General features: G+C 73.6%; 14 protein-coding genes. 3 read left to right on the top strand and 11 right to left on the bottom strand.

Annotated elements, in window-relative coordinates:
• The first annotated feature begins 55 nt into the window (after positions 1–55).
• From JAP66_RS23830 to JAP66_RS23840, 3 genes are read left to right on the top strand one after another with little or no spacing between them, the layout of a single operon-like run.
• On the top strand, positions 56–352 hold the full coding sequence (locus JAP66_RS23830) for an acyl carrier protein (RefSeq protein ID WP_199434070.1): 297 nt from the start codon (positions 56–58) through the stop codon (positions 350–352).
• Complete coding sequence (locus tag JAP66_RS23835) at positions 349–1,395, top strand: methyltransferase (protein WP_199434071.1); 1,047 nt, start codon at positions 349–351, stop codon at positions 1,393–1,395. Before JAP66_RS23830 ends, JAP66_RS23835 begins: the two co-directional genes overlap by 4 nt.
• Positions 1,392–1,784 carry a VOC family protein gene (locus JAP66_RS23840; protein ID WP_199434072.1) on the top strand — a complete coding sequence of 131 codons (393 nt, stop codon included), beginning with the start codon at positions 1,392–1,394 and terminating at the stop codon, positions 1,782–1,784. The genes JAP66_RS23835 and JAP66_RS23840 overlap by 4 nt, the downstream gene beginning before the upstream one ends.
• 8 nt (positions 1,785–1,792) lie before the next feature.
• Here the strand turns inward: JAP66_RS23840 and JAP66_RS23845 are convergent, their stop codons facing one another.
• The 11 genes from JAP66_RS23845 to JAP66_RS23895 form a co-directional block, all read right to left on the bottom strand.
• A complete protein-coding gene (locus JAP66_RS23845) occupies positions 1,793–2,566 on the bottom strand; it encodes a thioesterase II family protein (RefSeq protein ID WP_199434073.1) in 774 nt (257 codons plus the stop codon).
• Entirely contained in the window at positions 2,563–3,696 is a 1,134-nt protein-coding gene (locus tag JAP66_RS23850; RefSeq protein ID WP_307849695.1) for a Gfo/Idh/MocA family oxidoreductase, read from the bottom strand. The genes JAP66_RS23845 and JAP66_RS23850 overlap by 4 nt, the downstream gene beginning before the upstream one ends.
• The gene (locus JAP66_RS23855) at positions 3,693–4,832 is read right to left on the bottom strand and encodes a saccharopine dehydrogenase NADP-binding domain-containing protein (RefSeq protein WP_210770583.1); all 1,140 of its coding nucleotides are present in this window, start codon (positions 4,830–4,832) and stop codon (positions 3,693–3,695) included. The genes JAP66_RS23850 and JAP66_RS23855 overlap by 4 nt, the downstream gene beginning before the upstream one ends.
• Positions 4,829–9,064 (bottom strand): non-ribosomal peptide synthetase, encoded by a 4,236-nt coding sequence (locus tag JAP66_RS23860; protein ID WP_199434075.1) that lies wholly within the window; start codon positions 9,062–9,064, stop codon positions 4,829–4,831. Before JAP66_RS23860 ends, JAP66_RS23855 begins: the two co-directional genes overlap by 4 nt.
• Entirely contained in the window at positions 9,061–15,687 is a 6,627-nt protein-coding gene (locus JAP66_RS23865) for a non-ribosomal peptide synthetase (RefSeq protein ID WP_199434076.1), read from the bottom strand. The genes JAP66_RS23860 and JAP66_RS23865 overlap by 4 nt, the downstream gene beginning before the upstream one ends.
• Positions 15,674–17,317 carry a (2,3-dihydroxybenzoyl)adenylate synthase gene (locus JAP66_RS23870; protein ID WP_199434077.1) on the bottom strand — a complete coding sequence of 548 codons (1,644 nt, stop codon included), beginning with the start codon at positions 17,315–17,317 and terminating at the stop codon, positions 15,674–15,676. The genes JAP66_RS23865 and JAP66_RS23870 overlap by 14 nt, the downstream gene beginning before the upstream one ends.
• A gap of 111 nt (positions 17,318–17,428) precedes the next feature.
• Complete coding sequence (locus tag JAP66_RS23875) at positions 17,429–19,072, bottom strand: AMP-binding protein (protein ID WP_199434078.1); 1,644 nt, start codon at positions 19,070–19,072, stop codon at positions 17,429–17,431.
• 13 nt (positions 19,073–19,085) lie between these two features.
• A complete protein-coding gene (locus tag JAP66_RS23880; RefSeq protein ID WP_199434079.1) occupies positions 19,086–19,433 on the bottom strand; it encodes an MmcQ/YjbR family DNA-binding protein in 348 nt (115 codons plus the stop codon).
• 38 nt (positions 19,434–19,471) lie between these two features.
• On the bottom strand, positions 19,472–20,713 hold the full coding sequence (locus JAP66_RS23885) for a cytochrome P450 (protein ID WP_199434080.1): 1,242 nt from the start codon (positions 20,711–20,713) through the stop codon (positions 19,472–19,474).
• A gap of 43 nt (positions 20,714–20,756) precedes the next feature.
• Positions 20,757–21,515, bottom strand: coding sequence for a class II aldolase/adducin family protein (locus JAP66_RS23890; RefSeq protein WP_199434081.1), 759 nt, complete (start codon positions 21,513–21,515; stop codon positions 20,757–20,759).
• The gene (locus JAP66_RS23895) at positions 21,515–22,669 is read right to left on the bottom strand and encodes an LLM class flavin-dependent oxidoreductase (RefSeq protein WP_199434082.1); all 1,155 of its coding nucleotides are present in this window, start codon (positions 22,667–22,669) and stop codon (positions 21,515–21,517) included. Before JAP66_RS23895 ends, JAP66_RS23890 begins: the two co-directional genes overlap by 1 nt.
• Positions 22,670–22,811: the final 142 nt, after the last annotated feature.

Consider the following 22,811-nt stretch of genomic DNA (forward strand, 5'->3'; position numbering starts at 1 on the left):
GCGCCCGGTGAGCCGGCGACGAGACGGCCGCGATGGCGGCCGGGAAGGGACAGCAGTGGCAGACGATCACGGGGCTCCCCCTGTCGGCGAGGTGGCCGTGGACCCGGACACACGGCTGCGGCAGGTGTTCGCCGAATGCCTGCTCGACGAGAACGGCAACGCACCACCCGACCCCACGGCCGGCAGGCGCGGCGAGACCAGCGGTTGGGACTCGGTGACCCACCTGCAGCTCGTCGCGCGGATCGAGGAGTGTTTCAGCGTCGAGCTCGATATCGACGACATCGTCGAACTGGAGAGCTACGCCGACGCCGTGAGCATCCTGCGCAAGCTCGGAGCGGAGGTCGGAGCATGACCACGGAAACCACCTCCGCGGGGACCACCGCGGAGCAGAACCCACCGGCCGACGTCGCCGCCATGAACCAGCTCGTGCGCATCGGCGACTACGTGACGCCGATCGCGCTGCGCGTCGTCGTCGAGCTGCGCGTGCCCGACGCGCTCGCCGGCGGCCCCCGCACGGCCGACGACCTGGCGGCCGAGGTCGGCGCGCACGGTCCCTCGCTGTACCGGGTGCTGCGCGCACTCACCGCGAGCGGCGTTCTCCACGAGGACCGCGGACACCGGTTCGCGCTCACGCCCGTCTCGGACCTGCTGCGCGAAGCGCACCCGTACTCGATGCGCGGCATGTACCGGCTGTCTCCCGCCGACCTGCACGCGATGGCGGAGCTGGAGCACGGCGTGCGGCACGAGGAGTCGGCGTTCGAGCACGTGCACGGCATGAGCTTCTGGGAGTACACCGCCACCCATCCCGAGCACCACGAGCGCTATCAGCACAACATGTGGTCGATGGCGACCCTGGAGATCCCCGCCGTGCTGCGGGTCTACGACTGGTCGGCCACCCGCACGCTCGTGGATCTCGGCGGCGGCACGGGGCAGATGATCGCGGGCATCCTCAAGGAACATCCCGGGATGCGTGGCGTGCTGCTCGACCTGCCCGACGTCGCGCCGCACTCACGCTCCTTACTGGAGCGCGAGGGCGTGCTCGACCGGTGCGAGATCGTCAGCGGGGACTTCTTCCACTCGGTTCCCGCCGGTGGCGACACCTACCTCCTGAAGCGGGTGTTCTACGACTTCACCGACGACGAGTGCACCCGGATCCTGCGCTCCGTGCGCAGTGCGATGCACCCGGACGCACGCGTGCTGGTGCTCGACGGCGTGGTCCGCTCGGACAACCGGCACGACTCCGGCAAGCTGCACGACCTGTACGTACTCGCCATGGGGCAGGGCAGGTGCCGGTCGAAGGCCGAGCTCTCCGCCGTATTCGCCGGCGCCGGCCTGCGGCTGACCAGGGTCATCCCCACCGGCGCGTTCCCGCTCGTCGAAGGGAGGGCGGCATGAGCGCCCAGCCCGCGGTGGTGCCGTACCTGCTGTGCTCCGACGTCGCCGCGGAGGCCGAATGGCTCGCGAAGGCATTCGGCTTCACGGTGCGGCACCAGGCCACCGACGAGACGGGCCGCGTGACGCACGCCGAGCTGGAAACCGGTGGCGGCGGTGTCGTCATGCTCGGCGACCCTGGCCCCGACTACCGCAATCCCGCCGCCGTCGGGCACGCGACACAACTCCAGCTCGTCACGGTCGCCGACGTGGACCAGCACTACGCCACCGCCGTCGCCGAGGGCGCCCGCGTCGTCGCCGAGCTGACCGGCCGCGACTACGGCCGCTCCTACGGCGCCGAGGACCGCGAGGGCCATCAATGGTACTTCGTCGCCGGTTCCCCGCCCTCGTGAGCTCTACGTCACGGCGTCGACGGCCACGGCTGGTCCGGCAGCAGCCGCGCGAGCCTGCGCAGGATGTCGGCCGTGACGGCCTCCCGCCCCGGCACCAGGAAGAAGTGGTCGCCGGGCAGCACCCGCAACGTGAAGTCGGAGCTCGTGGTACGGGCCGCCCATGCCTGCATCGAAGCGGGATCCACCTCGGGGTCGTCCCGGCCGCCATAGGCCGTCACGGGGCAGTCGACGGTCGCGCCCTCGTCGCCGACGTAGGTCTCGCTGAGCCGGTAGTCGGCACGCATCGGCGGCAAGGCCATGGCCCGCACGGCAGGGTCGTCGACCAGCTCCTCGGGAGTGCCACCGAGCCCGCACGCGTCCGCCCACAGGGTGTCGTCGTCGGCGAGGTGCCGCCGTCCCGGCCAGGTCGGCTCGGGCCGGCCGGAAACGAGCAGATGCGCGGGTGGGTCGCCGCGCCGCGACCGCGCGAGCGCCACCTCGAAGGCCACCGCCGCGCCGAGGCTGTGCCCGAACAGGGCCAGTGGCGGGGCCGTCCCTCCGGCGAGCTCGGTGTCGAGCGCGCGGGCGACGGCGACGGCCAGCGTCCGTAGGTCGGGACAGAACTCCTCGCGGGCACGCTCGGCCCTGCCGGGGTACTGCACGGCTACGACTTCGACGGCGGGCGGGAGCCGCAACGCCCACGGCCGGTAGAACTGCGCCGACCCACCCGCGTGCGGGAAGCACACGAGCCGCAGGGCGGGCCGCTCGGCGGGCCGGTAACGTCGCAGCCAGGACCCGGTCATGGCGCCACCCTTGCCGCTCGGCCGGACGAGGCGTGCCCTTCGCGGGCCGGGTTCGCCTCGGCGTACGGGAGGACGGCTTCGGCGCCGAGCACCGTGGGATCGGGCCTGCGCACGAGCCGCACCGGGCCGAGCAGTTCGTTCACCTCCCGCGCGAACCGGGCGAGCCGCAGCTGGCGCTGCCCATGGGCGCGGCCGTCCTCGTCACGCAGCGCGGATACGGCACGCAGGATGGCCTCCGGCCACAGCGTGTCGACCGCCTGCCGGTAGCTCGGGGCGTCGGCGGAACCGATGACCCGAGCGCTCGGCAGGTCGAGGTGCGGGGCGGGGCTGTCCCCGAGCCGCACCGCGTTCGCCGGCTCGGCCGGCAGGTGCGGCCTGGGGCTCCATACGACGGGACCGTGCGTGTTGACCAACGTCAGCTGTCCTCCCTCGGTGCCGATCGTGATGCGGTGCAGCAGATGCGCGTGGTTGTCCGGCTGCCCGGGATCCAGCTCGTGCTGCACCCGCACCGCGAACGGCACACCGGCCAGCTCACCCTTAACCGTCCGAAAAGGACTCGGTTCGGGCGGGGTCACGGAGAGCGCCCGAACCCGCAGTCCGCCGAGCGCGGCACCGAGCACGTCGAGCAGGGTGTACAGCACCTGGTACGCGCAGGTCGCCTCCACGAAGATCGCCTGCTGCCGGGCGAGCAGCCTCCGCGCCGACGCCACGAAGCGGCGCACGGGCTCGACGTGTACGAACAGGGTGTCCACGTGGTAGGTGACGCCTTCCCGGTGCGCGGCGCGCAGGCAACAGGCCAGCTCGTCCGGATGCAGTGGATGTTCCTGCAACACGTGCATGCCACGGTCGAGAAACCGCTCGGCGAGCGCGGCGCCCGGCCCGCCGGCAAGCCCCGACCCGACCACGACGCAAGCCAGCTCCACGTCGCCGGGCACGTCGTCCACTTCGTGGTACAGCGGCACGCCGTAGTACTCGGCACACGCACGCGAGCGCTCACTGCCGCGGGCCACCACGCCGCGGAGCCGGTAGGGACTCGCCGGCAGGCCGAGGGCCCTGAGGTAGATCCTGCCGAACCGCGTTCCGCAGACGACGGCCCCCGGACGGTCGTCGCCGGCCCCGGCGGCCGTCACAGTGCGCCCTCCTCGACGGCGTCGTCGACAGCGCCGTCGACAGCGCCCTCGGCGCCGGTGCCGGCATCGAGCCGTTCGAGCGCGGAGACAACCGGTTGCTCGCGCAGCCATGCGCACAACGCCGCGGGGTCCACGACGTCCTCGACGTGGTGGGCTCCCGGCGGCACGGCGCCGTCGAGCAACCGCTGTGCGGTGAAGGCGGCGACAGCCGCCGTCAGCTCGTACGTATCGGTGCCGCGCAGCAGCAGTGTGCGGCTCTCCCGCTGTCCGTTCTCGCCGGAGCCATCCAGCCGGAACAGGAGGATCTGGTACGGCTCACGGCCGAAGAGGTCCAGCTCGGCCGCGGCGCAGAGCTGCCGCGCCGCGGGCTCGACGTCGCCGCCGATCCCCTCCGCCTGGAGCCTGCCGAGGGTCCGCAGCATGTTGCCCGCGCCGTCGAAGGCGTTCCACCAGTCCACATCGGAGACACCGAGCCGGGCGGCGAGTCGCTCGGTCTCCAGGCTGAGGTATGGCTGCAGGTCCACGGGTGCGGGGAAGAACGGTACGCGCACGGCCGAGTCCGGTTGCAGCGCGCGGGAGCGGCGCGCGCCGTCCCGCCACGCCGCCATGGCCTCACCGTGCTCACCGGCGAGGGTGAGCAGGTACTCGGCCGCGCCGACCGGTGTGAGCCGGTCGAGCAGTCCGACGTGCGCGGTCAGCGATCGGCACTCCCGCATCCCGGTGGCGAGCCAGCGCGGCAGGATGCTCGTCAGGCCCGGCATCAGGCCCGCGTTGACGACGGCGGCGGTGCGGCCGCTCGCAGCCGAGAGCGCGCGGAACAGGGGGACGTCGCCTCCGGGGTCGACGTAACCGGCGCCCGCGGCGGCCGCGGCACGCGCGACGCGATCGACCACTCGGTACGAAGGACCGGCGCAGTTCACCACCACGTCCACGCCGGAGCAGAACTCCGCGAGCCGGGCGTCGTCCCACAGGTCGACGGCGACGATCTCGGTATCGGGCCCGCCGGCGGGGCCGGGTGCCGCCTCGACACGGCGCGCGCCGAGGCGAAGCCGTCCGGCGCCGAGCACCGCCAGCATGCGCGCGGCGTGCGCACCGACGCCGCCACTCGCGCCGAGCACCGCCACGGCGCCGCTCACGGCCGTACCCCCGGCCGCGCGCCCTCGGCGAGCAGGAAATCCGCGACCGCGTCGACGGCCGGCGCACGCACCAGGCCGGCCGGGGTGCTCGCCGCCCCTTCGACGACCCGCACCTCGCCGACGCAGATCTCTTCCCAGCGCCGCTCGGCCTCGGCCCGGTCGGCCTCGCCCGCGAGAACGACGGTGAGGTCGCCGACGTACGATTCCTGGTCCCACTCGCCCGCGGCGGCGAGCCAGTGCCGGTACAGCGGCAGCACGGCGGCCACATCCACACCGTTCACACCAGCCGGGCCGTCCACACCATCCATTTCGGCCGGGGTGCTCCCTTCGGCGGCGCAGGCGTGCCTGCGGTCGAATGCCTCGCCGGACAGGCCGAGCGCCCACGCGAGCACGCGCCGTGCACCGGCGTCACCGTGCACGGCATGGGGTGGGTCGTCGCCGACGACGACCACCCGGGTCACGTCCACGCCCTCGTCGACGAGCAGCCGCGCGGTGTCCACGGCCACACGACCGCCCAGCTCGTACGCGACGAGCCGGACGCGGTCCGCCCCCGCCGCCGCGATGGCGTCCGCGTAGCGCTCGGCCGCCCACCCGGGCAGGTCGGCAGCGGGCTGGTCGAGGAACGCCTGCCGGTCCTCGATGGTCACGAGGGCGAGCCCGGTGGTTCCGGCCAGTGCCCGGACGATCGGGTCGAGCGCGGAGTGCGTCCCGGTCGCGTCGGGCAGGAGCAAGGTGAGCGGACCGTCCGTCGGCCCGCCCATGTCGAGCACCGTGACCGGCGACGACACGGCCCGCGCTCCGGGCATGGCACCGGCATCGGCTTCGGTATCGGGCGCCGCCTGCCCGCCCGCGGCCGCACCCGGCCGCAGGCGCCGCGCGAGCGTGGCCACGGTCGCGCCCTCCAGCAGTTCCCGCAGGACCTCGTCGAACTCCAGCGAACCGTCCGAGACCTCCTCGCGGAGCCGCCCCGCAAGCCGCGCGGCGAGCAGCGAGTCGCCACCGAGGAAGAAGAAGTCCTGGTCCCTGCTGACCTCGGTGCGGCCGAGCGCCTCGGCCCAGCATGCGGCGATCGCCGCCTCCCACTCGCTCGCCGGTGCCTGCCCCGCCGCGGGCCGGGGTGCGAGCAACCGCGCCAGTGCCGCCCGGTCGACCTTCCCGTTGGCCGTCTGCGGTAGCGCGTCGAGCACCTCGACCCTCGCCGGGAGCATGTACTCGGGCAACCGGGTCGCCACGTCGTCGAGCAGCGCGTCCACGTCCAGCTCACCGTCGGCACGGTGTTCGCCGTCGCCGGAGGCGACGACGAACGCCGCGAGCGCCCGCTCAAGCGGTTGCGTGCCGTACACGACCACCGCGACTTCCGCCACCTGCGGCGCCGCCACGATCCCGGCCTCGACCTCGGCCAGCTCGATGCGGTGCCCTCGGATCTTCACCTGAGCGTCCGCACGGCCGAGGAACTCGACCTCACCGCTGGGCAGGTACCGGCCGATGTCGCCGGTGCGGTAACGCCGCTGCCCACTGTGCGGGCAGGTCACGAACCGCTCGCGGGTGCGCTCCTCGTCGTGCAGGTACCCCTGCGCGACACCGGCACCACCGAACACGATCTCGCCGGGCACGCCGTCAGGGCACTCCAGCATGCGCTCGTCGACGACGTGCACCGTCTGGTTGGCCAGTGGCCGCCCGTAGGGCACGCTGCGCCACTCGGCAGGAACGGGGCGCTCCACGACGTCATGGGCGATCGACCAGATGGACACCTCGGTCGCCCCGCCGAGCGCGACGACATGCGCGCCCGGCAGAAGCTCACTGATCCGGTCGGGCAGCGGCAGCGGCACCCAGTCACCGGACAGCAGCACCAGCCGGAGGCGCCCGGGGCGCTGCTCCGGCGCGAACGCCAGGTAATCGGCAAGCATCTGCATCTGCGCCGGCACGGAGTTCCACACGGTCACCCCGCACTCGCCGGCGAGCCCGGCCCAGTGCGAGGGGTCGGCGCGGCGGCCAGCGTCGGGCAGCACGAGGGCGCCACCGACGCTGAGCGGGCCGAACAGGTCGAACACGGACAGGTCGAAGCCGAGCGCGGCGAGCCCGAGGACCCGGTCGTCCTGCCCGATGCGGTAGCGGTCGAGGAGTTCGGTGATCGTGTTGGCAGCCGAGCGGTGCGTCACCACGACGCCTTTCGGCTTCCCGGTCGATCCGGAGGTGTGCATGACGTACGCGACATCGTCCAGCTCGGCCGGCGGGTCCGGCACCTCGGCGACGTCATGTCCCGTGCCGAGGCCTTCCACGCACACGACGAGGTCCGCGGGCGGTGTCGGCAGGGATGACGAGGTGACCACGGCGGCGACGCGCGCGTCGCGGAGGATGCCGTCCCTGCGCGCGGGCGGCTGGGTGGTGTCGACCGGCACGTACGCCGCACCGGCCAGCAGCGTGCCGAGCACGGCGGTCACCTGGTCGGCGCCCTTGTCGAGGACGACGCCGACCAGGTCGCCCCGGCCGACCCCGCCGTCGCGCAACGCGGTCGCCACGGCATGGGCGCCGCCCACCAGCTCGCCGTAGCCGATCGTGCCCGCGCCCGTCACCACGGCGGCCCGCTCCGGCGCGCGCCGGGCCTGCTCCAGCACGCCGTGCGCGAGCGTGCGCAGTGGCAGGTCCTTCGTGGTGTCGTTGAGCGCAGCGCGCCGGTCCCGCTGCCCGGCGGGCAACCCCACCGGGCAGGGCCGCACCCACGCCTCGTCGTCGACGGCCATCCAGGTCAGCAGGTCGGCGTACGCGGCGAACATGTCCTCGACCATCCCGTCGGGGAACACGCCGAGCCGCACATCCCAGTTCGTGTCGAGCCCGTCGCCGCGCTCGACGTTCTGGCAGTCGACCCACACCTGCGGCGTCTGGGAGAGGCCACGCAGGAACTCCCCTCCGGCGCCGGGATCGCCGGCGTCACCGAGCCCGATCGCACTCGTGTAGACCACGGGAAAGAGCGCGGAGTCCGGCCCTCGCCTGCGCCCGATCTCGCGCATCACCTCGATGCCGGAGAAGTGCCGGTGTTCGAGGTCGCGCCACAGCCGGTCCTGGTGGGCGCGCGCCCGCTCGGCCAGGCATCCGCCACCCGCGGTATCCAGTTCGAGCAGCTCGATTCCGGTGAAGTCGCCGATGAGCCTTCCGACGTCGGGATGCAGCGGTTCGCGGTTGAGCAACGTGAGATCGAGGGTGAACCGGCCCGAACGGCTCCACCGACCGATCACCTCGGCGAACGCGGCGAGCACCGCGACCGAGGGGCTGATGCCGTGCTCGCGGGCCTTCCGGCACAGCGCCACCCACTCGTCCGGTTCGAGCCGCAAGGCGTGACGTGCGAACCGCACGGCGCCGTCGCCCCGCCCCGTTTCGCGCCCGCCGTCGAGCACGGGAAGTGCCGGGCCGGGTGACAGCTCGTCGACGCGGGCGAGCCAGTAGTCGCGAGCCCGCTCGAACCGGGGCCCTCTGCGCAGCCCGCGCTCGGCCTCCAGGTAGTCGCGGAAGGTCAGCCCGGGCGGCGGAGGCGGGTTCTCCGGTTCCGTGTACAACCGGTGCAGGTCCGCGAGCAGCACCTGGATGCTGACGAAGTCGGCGATGAGGAAGTTCAGCGACACGTGCAGCAGGGATCGCCCTTCGCACAGCGTGAGCCCGATGCCCAGCAGCGGCCAGGTACCGGGCTCGTAGTCGCGGTGCTCCCAGCCGGCGCGAATACCCGCGAGCGCGCGCTCAGCTTCAACCGGTGACAGCCCTCGCAGGTCGTGTACCTCGACCTCGAGCCGCCCCGGGTCGGCGAGGACGCGCTGCCCGCGTTCGGTGTCCACGACGGCGCGCAGCATGTCGTGCCGGGCGACGAGCGCGTCCACGGCGCTCTGCAGCCGCTGTGGGTCCAGCTCCGGGTAGCCGAGCTCGCCGTAGCCGTGGCAGCCGACCCCGCCGTACGCGAAGGACGTGCGGCTGCCGAGCAGGTAGGCCGCCTGCACGTCGGTGAGCGGGAAGGGCTCGTGTCGTTCGGCGGGGTTGGCACGCACCTCGGGGAGGGCCTCGGCGCTGCGCAGGTGGTCGAGGAGATCCTGTTTGGACTCCCGCAGCCGCGCTACCCGCTGCTCGGTCATGACGCCGCGCGGGGCGCGGTAGCGCAGCCGCCCTTCCTCCTCCCACAGGACGACACCGAGCCCCTCCAGCTCCGCGAGCAGTGTCGCGGCCTGCGGCCGACCGGCCGTGATGGTCATAGCACTCCCTCCTCGATGTCGGCTCCGCAGCCGCGCAGGTCATCGACGACGGTGGCCAGCCGCTCGACGGTCGGGGCCACCGTGAGCTCGCGCAGCGAGAGCTCGATACCGAAGCGGCGCCGCATCCGTTCCACGAGGCGGGTGCCGAGCAGGCTGTCCCCGCCGAGCAGGAAGAAGCTGTCGGCGCGCCCCACGCTCGGCACCTCGAGCAGCTCGGCCCACAGCTCGGCCAGCTCGGTCTCCAGCGGCCCCTGCGGCAGCGCGGGCGTGCCGGGACTCGCCGACGCGACGAGCGCAGCGGCCACGGCGGAACGGTCGATCTTGCCGTTCGGGGTCAGCGGCAGCGTCTCCGCCAGCTCGACCCGGTCCGGCAGCATGTGCGCGGGCAGCTGGTCGGCGAGCAGGGCCCGCAGATCCGGCAGCGCGGCGTAGGCGTCCGCAAGTGCACCGTCGCCGGGCGCACCGAGGTCCCGCGCCGCGGACGCGACCATGGCGGCGAGGTTACGGGCAGGCTCGTCCAGCACGACCGCGACGGCGCGGTCCACGGCGGGATGCCGAAGCAGCGCGGCCTCCACCTCGCCGAGCTCGACGCGGTGCCCGCGGATCTTCACCTGGGTGTCGCGCCTGCCGAGGAACTCCAGCACACCGCCGGACCGGTACCGCCCAAGGTCACCGGTGCGGTACCAGCGACAGGGGCCACGGCCGTCCGATATGGACCACACGAACCGGTCCTCCGTGCGCGCGGGGTCGCCACGGTAGCCGCGCGCGAGGCCGTCGCCACCGATCCACAGCTCTCCGGTGACCCACTCGGGGCAGTCCCGGCCGAGTTCGTCGACCACCCGGTAGGCCTGACCGGGCAGCGGGCCACCGTACGGAACGGACCGCGGCGGCGGCTCGCCGGGCGTCGCGCACGACGAGCCGGTCACGTCATGGACATTCGACCAGATCGCCGCCTCGGTCGCGCCGCCGAGTGCCGACAGCCGCGCCCGCGGGGCGCCTCCGGCGAGGCGCTCGCCGAGGTCCAGCGGCACCCAGTCGCCCGAGACGAGCACGGTACGCAGGCTCGCGAGGTCGCCGGGGCCCGCGGCGGTCAGCGCCATCTCCAGCAGCGCGGGCACCGAGTTCCACACGGTCACCCCGTGCCGGCGTGCGAGCCGCGCCCACGCGTGCGCGTCCCTGCGCTCGTCCTCGCCGACGAGCACGAGCGCGCCGCCGGCGGCGAGTACGCCGAAGACGTCATAGACGGAGAGGTCGAAGTCCATGGCCGACACGGCGAGTACGCGGTCCCCGGGGCCGATCCCGAACCGCTCGTTGACCGCGGTGACCGTGTTCAGCGCCGCCGCGTGCGTCATCTCGACGCCCTTCGGGGTGCCCGTGGACCCGGACGTGTAGATGACGTACGCGAGGTCGTCGCCCGAGACGGGCACGGGCTCCGGCAGGGGCCGCGCCACGCGCAGCTCGGCCGGTGGCACGGCGGCGGGCACGTCCGCCGTGTCCGTGATGACGAGCTTCGCACCCGCGTTCTCGACGATCGTGCGCAGCCGCCCCGGTGGCTGGTCGACGCCGGCGGGCACGTAGGCGGCACCGGCGGCGACGACACCGAGAACGGCGGCGAGCTGGTCGGCGCCCCTCGGCAGCACGACGGCCACGGTGTCCCCATGGCCGACACCGGCCGCGCGGAGCCCACCCGCGATCGCCAGCGCGCGCCCGGCCAGATCACCGAAGCTCACCTCGCCGGCGGCGGTCACGAGGGCGGTCGCCCCCGGGTTCCGTTCCGCGGCGGCGAAGAACCCGTCGTGCAGGGCTGCCCGCTCGCCGAGGGTCATGCCGGGCGGCGCGGTGCCCGCGGCGCCCGGCACGGGCGCGACAACGGCAGCGTCCTCCCACTCGCCGCGGGCCAGCAGGCGCAGCAGGTCGACGAACGCGGTGAACATGGCGTCGAGCACGCCGGGGCACAGCAGGCCCTCCACCGCGTCCCAGGTGACCGAAAGCCCGCCCGCGCGCTCGGTGATCTGGTTGTCCAGCCACACCTGCGGGGTCTGGGAGAGACCCCACACCGGCTCGCCGAACGGGAACGGATCCTCGTCGTCCGCGACGCCGAGCGCGCTCGTGAGCACGACCGGCATGGTGACCGCGGGGTCGCCGGTGCGGCGCGCCAGTTCGCGCAGCACCCACAGCGCGGAGGCGGCCCGGTGCTCCATGGCCTCCCAGATCCGGTCCTGCACCGCGCGGGCGTCCTCGGCGAAGCTCGCACCCTGCCGCGGCCGGTAGGGCACGAGTACCAGCGAGGTGAAGTCGCCGACGACCGCGTCGATGTCGGGATGCACGTCCCTGCGGTCGAACAGGGTCAGGTTGAGCGTGAGATCCGTTCGTGCGCTCCACCGGGACAGCACGGCGGCGTATGCCGTGGCGACGGCAGCCGACGGGGTCACGCCGTGCCGCCGGGCGGTGTCGGCGAGTCCCCGCCACTCGGCGGGTTCCAGCCTGGCCTCCAGCCGGCCGAACCGTGGCGCCACCATGCCACCCGGGTCGGCGGCCAGCGGCAGCATCGGCGCGGGTGGCAGGTCGTCGAGGCGGGCCAGCCAGTGCTCGCGGGCACGGGCCAGCTCACCGCTCGGCGGGGTGGCACCGAGGACGTAGTCGCGGAACGTGATGCCCAGCGGTCGCAGCGGGGCTTCCGGGTCGCGGTAGCGGGCGGCCAGCTCACGCAGGAGGACGACAATGCTCAGCGCGTCGAGCACGAGGTAGTCGAAGCTGAACGCGAGCCGGGTGTGCCTTCCGACGGTGACCGCCTCGACGTGCAGCAGCGGCCAGCGGGCGGGGTCGGCGATGCGGGTGGACAGCCGCTCGCGCATGCGGTCGCGTTCTGCGGGGTCGTCGGTGACGGTGACGGGGATCCGGAAGCGTCCGACGGCAGGCAGCACCCGTTGGCGCCCGTCGGCGTCGAAGACGGCACGCAGCATGTCGTGTCGCTCGATGAGCCCGTTGAGCGCGTCCTCCAGCCTGCCGATGTCGACGTCCTCGCCGTCGAACTCCCAGTACCAGTGCGAGCCGACCCCGCCGAGCGCGAACTGGTCCGAGCGGCCGAGCCAGTAGGCTCGCTGCGTCTCGGTCGCCGGGAAGGGGTCGAACCGGTGCTCGGGATCCGCGACGACGGCGGGCATCGTCTCGGCGGTGCCGAACCGCAGCCCCCCGGCGAACTCGGCGAGCACGGGATGGTCGATGAGCCGGCGCAGCGGGACCTCGATGCCGTGCTCCCGAAGCCGCGCGAGCATCCTGGTGGCCACGATGCTGTCGCCCCCGGTGAGGAAGAAGTCGTCACCGCGCCGCACCTCGGCCACGTCGAGAAGGTCCCGCCACACGGACGCGACGAGCCGCTCCACGGGGCCCTCCGGCTCGCCGCCGCGGTCGCCTTCATGGACATCGCCCGGTTCCCGTTGCCGCGCGATCAGGCCCGCGATGGCCGCGGAGTCGGCCTTGCCGTTGCGGGTCAGCGGCAGCGCGGCGACCGCGACCAGTGTCTCGGGGACCATGGCGGGCGGTAGCTGCCCCGCCGCGTGCCGCAGCACGTCGGTGACGTGGAGCGAGCCGGGGTCGGCCGTGGTCACGACCGCGCCGAGGTACGGGTGCGGCCCCGCCGCGACCACGGCGACGGCGGTGCCGACCTCGGGATGTCCGGCGAGCGCGATCTCGACCTCGCCGAGCTCGATGCGATGGCCGCGCAGCTTCACCTGGTTGTCGGCACGGCCGAGGAACTCGAGCACGCCACCGGGCCGGTACCGGCCGAGATCGCGTGTGCGGTACCAACGCTCGCCGTCGACAACGGGGAACTGCTCGGCCTTCCGTGCGGGGTCGCCCCGGTAGCCGAGCGCCACGCCCGCACCGCCGATCCACAGCTCCCCGGTGACCCAGTCGGGACAGTCCCTGCCGTGCGGGTCGACGACCCGGAACCGCTGCCGCGGCAACGGGTACCCGTAGGGCATGGACCGCCACACCGGCTCGCCGGGGCCGAGTGCCTGCGGCAAGCCGTCCGGGCCGGGTTCGAACACATTGGACCAGATCGCGGCCTCGGTGGCGCCGCCGAGCGCGGCGAAGCGGGCACCGGGCGCATGCTCGCGCAGGCGCGCGGCCAGGTCCACGGCGACCCGGTCACCGGAGACGAGCACGGTGCCCAGCGAAGCCAGCTGCCCGCCGTCGGCGGCGACGAGCAGCATCTCCAGCAACGCAGGCACCGTGTTCCACACGGTCACGGCATGCTCGGCGACGAGCCCGGCCAGCGCGCGGGCGTCCCTGCGCTGCTCTTCGGTGACCGTCACGACCGCGGCGCCGACGGCGAGCGTGCCGAACAGGTCGTACACGGACAGGTCGAAGTCGAGCGCCGAGACGGCCAGCACGCGGTCGCCGGGCCCGATCCCGAACCGCTCGTTGACAGCGGTCACCGTGTTCAGCGCCGCGGCATGAGTGATCTCGACGCCTTTCGGCTCACCGGTGGAGCCCGAGGTGAAGATCACGTAGGCGAGGTCGTCCCCGCCGAGCGGAAGCGGCTCCGCGCGCGGGGGCGCCGCCCGCAGCGCCCCCGGCCGGACGGAGGGCGGTCCGGCCGGGTCCTCGCCGGCGCCGCCGGGACCGCCGTCCTCGGCGACCAGCAGCGAGACCCCGGCGCGGCGCAGCATCCGCTCGCGGCGGGCCGCGGGCTGCTCGACGCCGATCGGCACGTACGCGGCACCTGCCGCGAGCACGCCGAGCACGGCGACGAGCTGCTCGGGTCCCTTCGGCAGGCACACGGCGACGAGATCACCGGGACCGACGCCGTGGCGGGCGAGGCCACCGGCGACAGCGAGCGCCGCCTCGGTGAGCTCGGCGTAGCTCAGGGTCCCTTCCGGTCCGGTGATCGCCCGCACGTCCGGGGTGCGGGCGGCCTGCGCGAACACGTGCCCGTGCAGCGTCCCGCGCGGCGCGCTGCCGCCGGCGTGTACCGGGCCGTCCCTTCCCCTCCGCACCGGCCGGGGATCGGGTGCCGGAGTGTCCCATTCGGACCGGCAGGCCCACTCCACGGTGGCGGCGACCGTGTCCACGATCGCGTCGGCGACCCCGGGCAGGAGAACGCCGTCGGCGATGTCCCAGTGCGCGTGCAGCGCACCGGCGCGATCAGTGAGCTGGACGTCGATCGCGACCTGCGGGTTCTGCGACATCGAGTAGACCGGCTCGCCGAGGCAACTCCGCACGAAGGGCTCGAACAACTCACCGAGGCCGAGCGCGCTGGTGAACACGACCGGCGCAAGCACGGGGTCGCCCTCGCGGTGGGACAGGTCGCGCAGCACGTCGATGCCGGAGTACGCGGAGTGAGCGAGGCGGGCGCGCAGGTGGTCCTGGAGCAGGCGGGCCTTCTGCGCGAACGGTGGCTCCCCCTCCGCCGCCGGCGCGGTGTCCACATCGAACAGCACCATGCCGGTGAAGTCGCCGACGATCGCGTCGACGTCGGCGTGCACGGGCGCGCGGCCGTAGAACGGGACCGTGAGCAGGAACCGGTCCCGCTCGCTCCACGCCGCGAGCGCGTCCGCGAACGCGGTGAGCACGACCGAGGACTCGGTGAGCCCGTGACGGCGGGCGCGGTCGGCGAGCACAGCACGCTCACCGGGGGCGATGGTGAACGAGCGCTGCACCGTACGGTGCCCGCTGACCTCGGTGAGGTCACGCGCATACGGCAGGGCGGGACCCGCGCCGGGCAGCTCGGCGAGCCGCTCCCGCCAGTACCCCATGGCCTTGTCGCGCTCCCGCCGCCCCGCCGCGTCGGCCGCGACGGTGTAACCGGGGAAGTCGATCGCGGGTGACGGCGGGTCGAAGGCGGGGTCGGTGTAGCGCGAGACCAGCTCGCCGAGCAGGATGCGGAAGCTCGTGGCGTCGCAGACCAGCATGTCGATCTGCACGTGCACGCGGCCGCGGCCGCCGGGCAGCAGGGACAGCCGCACGTCGAAGACCTCGCCGAGCTCGACGGCGAGCCTGCGGTGCGCGAGTGTTCGCCTGGTCTCGGCGAGCCGCCGCTCGCGTTCGGCTTCGGGAACGTCACGCAGGTCGTCGACCCGCATGCCGGGCCACGAGCCGGTCTCGGCGATCCGGCCGAGACCGTCGGCGGCGAAGTGCGCGCGCAGCATGCCGTGGCGGCGTTCCAGCCAGCGCACGGCCGCGGACAGCCGGTCGGGGTCGAGCGCGGCACCGTCGAACTCGACGTAGAAATGCGAGCCGACCCCGCCGAGCGCGAGCGCGTCGGACCGGCCGTAGCGGTAGGCGTGCTGCACGGGCGTCAGCTCGAACGACCCTTCCTGCCGCGCGGGCACCGGCTCCCGATCCGGTTCCGGTTCTGCCCCGGGCCCGCTCTCCTCCGCCGCACGGGGGAGGCGGTCCAGCAGCGCGGCCCACTCCGCCGGCGTGGACCACTCGATGAGCTCGCCGAAGGACACGTCGAGACCCTCGGCCTGCCAGCGGGCGGCCAGCCGCATGACGGCGAGCGAGTCCAGCCCGAGGTGACGCAGGTCGTCCTCGGACCGGATGTCGCCGGCGGCGATGCCGAGCGCCCCGGCGACGTCGGCCCGCACGCGGGTGAGAGTGCTTTCATCCGGCGGCATGCGTGCCTCCGGCCGGGACGGTGCCGGTGAACTCGCCGCGCAGCCGTTTCTTGTCCACCTTCCCGATGGAGGTCCTCGGCAGCTCGGCCACGACACGCAGATGGTCCGGCAGCTTGTGGTCCGCGCAGCCGCGCTCGGCCAGGTGCAGCCGCAGCTCGCGCAGGGTCGGCGGGTCCAGCCCGTCCGCCGCCGTCACGAAGACGCAGGTCTTCTCGCCGAGCGAACGGTCGGGTACCGCGACGGCGCTCGCCTCCGCCACGGCGGGATGGGTGCGGACGTGCCGCTCGACCTCCTCGGCGGCGACCTTCTCACCGCCCCGGTTGATCACGTCCTTGATCCGCCCGCACACCACGATGTTCCCGCCCGCCGTCCTGCGCACGACATCGCCGGTGCGGAAGAACCCGTCGGCGGTGAACGACACCGCGTTCTGCTCGGGTGCGCGGTAGTAGCCGCGCAGGGTGTAGGGGCCGCGCAGCAGCAGCTCACCCTCGGCACCATCGGGAACGTCGTCGCCCTGGCCGTCGACGATCCTGGTCTCGTCAGCGGGGCAGATCGGCCGCCCGTCCGTCTCCAGCCGCACGTCTGCGGGATCACCGGGCCGGGTGCAGCACAGCACGCCCTCGGAGATGCCGAACCACCGCGACACGGTGAGGCCGAGCGCCTCCTCCGCCTTGCGCGCCGCGGCCGGGTCCAGCATCGCCCCGCCGACCTCGGCGACGAGCCCTTCCGCGCGTGCGGTCAGCAGGGGAACCGCGTCCGTCCACAGTGCCAGATGCGCGGGCATGAGCGTGGTCAGCGTGACCCCCTCGCCGTACAGCAGCGGGAAGACCTCGTCGGGGCTTGGGCTGCTCGCGAGCACGACTCGCGCGCCGAGCTGCAACGCGCCGAGCACGCCAGGGCAGCCCAGCGCCGCGTTGTGCGCGGCGGGCAACGCCGCGAGGTAGACGCCCCGCTCGTCGAACCCCATCACGGCCGCCGCGGCCCTGCCCTGCAACGCGTAGTCGTCGTGCGTACGGGGAATGAGCTTGGGCCGCCCGCTGGTGCCACCGGAGAGCAGCAACAGCGCGACGTCCGACGGTGCCGGATCCGGCACCTCCGGCCGCGCCGTGCCCGCCTGGCGCTCCAGCTCGTCCAGCCCGGTCAGGCCGTCCGGCTCACCGGCGACGAGCACATGTCGCAGTGCGGGCACCTCGGCGCGCACCTCGCGGGCGAGCGCGCGATGGTCGAACCGCTGGTGCACGTCCGGCACCACCAGCGCGGCGGCGTCGGTGTGCTCGCACAGGTACGCCAGCTCGGCACGCCGGTCCGACGGCAGCGCCAGCACGGGGATCACGCCGAGGCGGAACAGGGCGAGGCACGTCACCAGGAACTCGGGCCGGTTGGGCAGCGCGACCACCACCCGGTCGGCTGCGCGCAGCCCGATCCCCGCGAGCCCCGCGGCAAGCCGGTCCGCCCGCTCGTCCAGCTCGCGGTAGCTCATCCGGCCGCGCGCCGTCACGACGGCCGTCCTGGTTCCGTCCATACGGGACTGCGGCCGCGCCAGATCGGCCAGCGTGCGGCCGGTCCAGAGACCTTCGCTCCGGTAGCGGTCGGCGAACTCGTGCGGTACCGGCACGGTTCCTTCGAGCATGGCTCTCCTCAACGCAGGCGAGTCCGGTGTTCGCGCCACTCCCCCGGGAACCGCGTCCCGTGTGCTGGCACGCCCGGGCATTGCCGACCGTCACAAACCGCCGTTGCGCGGTCAAGAAATCGGGTACGTCCCCGCGACCTCGTCGAGCTCGCCCGCGAGGAAGCGGCGGAACAGCTCGCGCCGCCTCGGCTTGCCGCTCGTCGTGCGCGGGATCCTGGCGGCGGGAACGCGCCGCACCGCGACCTCGGCGCCTTCGCCGACGCGGGCCAGCACCGCCCTGATGTCCCTGACCCGCTCGGCGGGCTCGGTGGCACCGACCACGGCGAGCAGCACCGGCTCGCCCGCGCGGGGGCCGAGCGCGATCACCGGGCGGGAGCCGCCCTCGGCGAGACCTGCCTCCAGCTCCTCGGCGAGCACGGTGCGGCCGCGCAACTTCATCGCGTCCCCGAGCCTGCCCAGCACGTACAGCTCGCCGTCGAGGAGGAACCCGGCGTCGCCGGTGTGCAGTGTCGCGCCGTCCAGGCGCGAGCCGGCGATGCCCTGCCCTGCGGTGTAGCCCGCGGCCACCGTCGGGCTCTCGACCACGATCTCGCCGACCACCCCTTCGTTCACGGCGTGGCCGTCGTCGTCGACGACGCGCACGCGGGTGGGCGCGAGCGGCGGTCCCGAGCTGACGATCTCGGTACCGCGCCGCGGCCCCTCGCGCACCCGCGAGCCGGGCACGAGCGTCGCCGGGTCGGCGGTGACGGACCGCCAGCCCCGCAACATCGGCGTGCCCGTGACGGCGAGCGTCGCCTCGGCCAGCCCGTACGCGGGCACGATCGCGGCCGGATCGAAGCCGTACGGCCGGAGCAGGTCCCCGAAGCGGCGCAACGCACCGGCAGCGACGCGCTCCGCGCCGACGATGAGCACGCGCCACGGGCTGAAGTCGCAGGCGTCGAGGTCGCGCGGCCGCACCCGGGCGGCGACGTGCTCGAGCCCGAACGCCGGCATCGCGGACAGCGCGGCGCCGTGCTCGCCGAAGCAGCGCAGGTAGCGGGAGGGCCTGCGGATGAACTCCTCGGTCGGCAGCAGCCACAGGTCGGCCGAGTGCGCGATCGGGCTGAGCAGGCAGCCCACGAGCCCCATGTCGTGATGCAGCGGCAGCCACGAGGCCGTGGCAAGCTCCGGCGTGTGCCCGAGCCACGTGCCGAGCTGGGAGATCGTGGTGGTCAGCGCCGAGCAGGGCACGCGGATCCCCCGGGGTGCCGCCACCGAGCCCGACGTGAACTGCACGAGCGCGATGCGGGCCGAGTCGTGCGGCACGGCGACACCGGTGCTCGCCCCTTCCTCGTTCCGCTCGGCGAGGAGTTCCTCGGCGATGACGGTGGGCAGTGCGGCGGCGTGCGCGCGGTGCCGTGCGCCGGTCACCACCACGGCGGGGGTGGCGGTGCGCAGGGCGGCGGCGATCCGCGCGGAGTGCTCGCCGTCGTCACCGAACAGCGGCGGCGGGGCGACGGGCGCCGCGGCGGCGCCGACCACGGCCGCGGCGTAGAACGCCGCCACGAACTCGGGGCCGGTGCCCAGTAGCAGGGCGACCACGTCGCCGTCGCCGATCCGCATCGACCGGTAGGTGGCCGCGAACCGCCGGGTCAGCCCCGCCAGCCGCGGGTAGCTCCAGTGGTCCCAGCCGTCCCGGTGCGCGAAGCGCACGCCCCGGTCGGCCGCCGGGGCACGCAGCCACGCCGTGAGGTCGGGATGGTCGGGCCAGGACACGGTAGGCCCGCGCTCAGTCCCCAGCGTCGTCGAGCGCACGCAGCGCGCGCTTCGGCGCCTTCCGCCGCCACGACTCGACCAGCAGCTCCCCGAGCTGGTCCTCGTCGACGTTCGCGAGCGTGATGAGCACCGTCGGGTAGTTCTCGTAGTGCGGCGTGATGAAGAACGTCCCGGGGTTCTCCGTCAGCAGCGCGTCACGCTCGCCCTGGTCGACGAACACCACGATCGACTCGCCGTCCTCGCGCAGCCGCGCGAACAGCTTGCCGCGGACCTTCAACGCCGGTGTGTGGTACGACGTGCTGTGCTCCAGCTCGGGCAGCAGCCGCTCGGCGAGCCGGCACACCGTGTCCCAGTCGGCCATGGCGGATTCCCCTCTCGACGCCCGCGCATCGGGCCGGCTCATCGTCCCAGACCGACCGGCAGCTCCTTCAACCCATTCATGAAGTTGGACGCGAGCCGCCTGGGCGGCCCCGTGCGCTCGATGCGGGCCAGGTACGGCCGTAGCGCGGTGAACAGCTCCACCGCCTCCAGCCGGGCCAGGTGGCCACCGAGGCAGAAGTGCGGCCCCGCGCCGAAGCTGAGATGCGGGTTGTGGTCGCGGCCGAGGTCGGGAACGTCGGGCCGGTCGAACACCGCCTCGTCCCGGTTCGCGGAAACGTAGTAGAGGATCACCTTGTCGCCTTCGGCGACGGGTTGCCCCGCCAACTCGGTGTCCGCCGTCGCGGTGCGCCGGAACTGCATGATCGGCGTGATGCAGCGGAGCATCTCCTCGACGGCGGGTGGCACGGCCCCGCCGTCCGCGAGCGCGGCGGCGAGCCGGGGATGCTCCAGCAGCAGGTCCAGCCCACCGGAGATGAGGTGCCGGGTCGTCTCGTTGCCCGCGACCACCATGAGCAGCCACGCGTGGCAGAACGTCGCCTCGTCGAGCGGGTCGTCGCGGTTGACGAGCGCGCTGACGAAGTCCTCGCGCGGCTGGCGGCGGCGCTCGTTCGCCAGGCGGCGCGCGTAGCCGAACGCCTCGCCGATGGTGCGGGTGAACGTGGTGACATCGCCGCCGCCGATCTCGGGATCGTCGAAGCCGACAAGGTTGTTGCTCCACTCGTAGAACAGTCCCCGGTCGGCCCTCGGCACCCCGAGCAGGTCGGCGAGCACGAGCAGTGGCAGTTCCGCGGCGAGGCGCGCGACGGCGTCCCCGCCACCGTCCGCTTCGAACGCCGAGACGAGCGTGGCGACGTGGTCCCGCACCGACTGGACCAGCCGGGCGCGGCTCGGCATCGCCGCGACCATGCTCCTGCGCAGCACGGCGTGCTCGGGCGGGTCCATGCCGATCAGCAGTTGCCGCGCCCGTTCGAGATCCGCGTGGGACTTCGGGTCGCTGAGGAACGCGCCGCGCGCGGCCGACGAGAACAGCCGGGGCTGCCGTGACACCGCCAGCACGGTCTCGTACCGGGTGACCGCCCAGAACCCCGTGCCGGTGTGCTCGACGGATCCCGCTCCCGAGCGCAGCCGCCGCGTCGGTTCCGGCAGCCACGCGACCGGTGCCTCGCGACGCAGCCGCGCGAACTCGGCGTGCGGTGGCCCATGCGTGTAGCTCCCGGCGTCGGCGACGCTGCCTGCGTGCACGTCGTCCCTGGTCGGCATGCTGCGGTTGTCCGTTCCTTCGGGTCGGTCGGGTCCTTCGTGGTCAGTCGAGGAGATCGGGGTGCCTGCGCACGATGTCGGCGTACAGCGGCCGGAAGTTGAGCCTGCCCATCTCGGGCGTGCCCATGGTGGCGTAGGTTTTCCGCGCCGACTCGTCGTCGATCACGTAGGGCTCACCGGCCGCATCGGCGGCAAGCTGCACCTGGCACGAGCGGTCCATGGTCAGGAACCACCACGCCGCCTCCTGCACCGTGCCGCCGACCGTGAGCAGGCCGTGGTTGCGCAGGATGACCGCCTTGCGGGGGCCGAGCGTGATGGCGATCCGCTCCGCCTCCTCGGCATCGGTGACCACGCCGGAGAACGCGTGGTGCACGGCGTGGTCGTCGAAGAACGCGCACGCGTCCTGCGTGATGGGCGTCAGCGGCCTGCCCAGCGTCGCGAACGCCCTGCCGTGCGTCGAATGCGTGTGCGCTGCGGCCACCGCGTCCGGGCGTGCCGCGTGCACGGCGGAGTGGATCGCGAAGCCTGCGGGGTTGATCCCGCCCTCGCCGTGCACCACGGCGCCGTCCGGGCCGACCAGCAGCAGGTCGCTGACCCGGATGTGACCGAAATGCACGGCGAGCGGGTTGATCCAGAAGTGGTCGGTGCGCTCGGGGTCGCGGGCCGTCACATGCCCGCCGACGCCTTCGTCGAAACCGCGCTCGGCGAACAACCGCAACGTCGCCGCGAGGCGCTGCTTGCGGCGCAGCCGCTCCTGTTCAGCCGTGCGGTGCGCCGTCGCGGTGGCCGCCACGGTCGCCATCACACACCGCCTCCCACCAGCTGCGGGGCCTGCTCACCGAGCACGCCGCGCTCACGCAGCAGTGGCAGGACACCCTCGCCGACCCAGTACGCCTCCTCCAGGTGCGGCTGGCCGGACAGGATCAGGTGCTCGACACCCGCGTCGTGCAGCTCGGTGATCCGGTCGGCCACCTCGGCGTGGGAGCCGACGAGCGTGATGCCGGGCCCCTGCCGGATGAGGCTGAACCCGGTCCAGAGGTTCGGTGCCACCTCGAGGCCGGCTGCATCCAGTGTGGACGTTTCGCCGGTACCGTGGTCGCCGTCGTGCAGGGCGGCCATGCGGCGCTGCCCCTCGGAGTCGGAGGCCGCCATCCGCCGCCGCGCGTCCTGCACCATCCGAGGGTCGAGGTGCTCCAGCACGCTGTTGGCGACGGCCCACGCGTCCTCGGCGCGGTCCCGCGTGATGACGTGCAGCCGCGTGCCGAACTCGAGCTCGCGATCCGGCGCGGCCCGTTCCGCCTGCTCGCGGACACGGCCGAGCTGGCGGGCCAGCAGCGGGATCGGCTCGGCCCAGCACAGGTACACGTCGGCGTGCCGGCAGGCCACCCGCACGGCCGCGTCGGAGGAGCCGCCGACGAAGACCCGCGGCCACGCGGCGGGCGGGCGGGCGACCCTTCCGCCCGCCACCGTGAAGTGGTCCCCGCTGAAGTCCGTGCGGCCCGCCCACAGCGAGCGCAGCACGGTGAGGAACTCGTCGGTGCGGTCGTAGCGGCTGTCGTGGTCGAGCCAGTCGCCGTAGCGGTGCTGCTCCTCGGGATCCCCGCCGGTGACCACATTGAGCAACAGCCTGCCACCGGAGATGCGCTGGAACGTCGCACACATCTGGGCGATCAGCGTCGGTGACACCAGCCCCGGCCGCAGCGCGATCATGAACCGCAGCCGCTGGGTCTGCGCGGCGAGAGCCGACGCGACCAGCCACGGGTCCTCGCAGAACAGCCCGAACGGTGTGAGCACGCCGTCGAAGCCCTGCCCGTCGGCCGCCCTGGCCACCTGCGCCAGGTAGTTCAGGTCGAGGTCCCTGCGGCACTCCCGGCCCCGGCCGTCACCGCCCCTGGTACCGGCGAGGTCACGACCGTCACCGTGCAGTGGCAGGAACCAGTACATCCGCAGCGTCATGGTGTCCTCTCGCGGTCCGCGCTCGCCTTGCCGCCCACCCCACGCGCCTCACGCTCGCCGTGCGGCACCGGGATGTCAACGTGAGAGGAACGCACGCGGGCGGAACCGAAGTGTTGCCACCGCTTTCGTGCCCGCCCGATGG

The sequence above is a fragment of the Qaidamihabitans albus genome, from assembly GCF_016464705.1.
Classification (GTDB): Bacteria; Actinomycetota; Actinomycetes; order Mycobacteriales; family Pseudonocardiaceae; genus Qaidamihabitans; species Qaidamihabitans albus.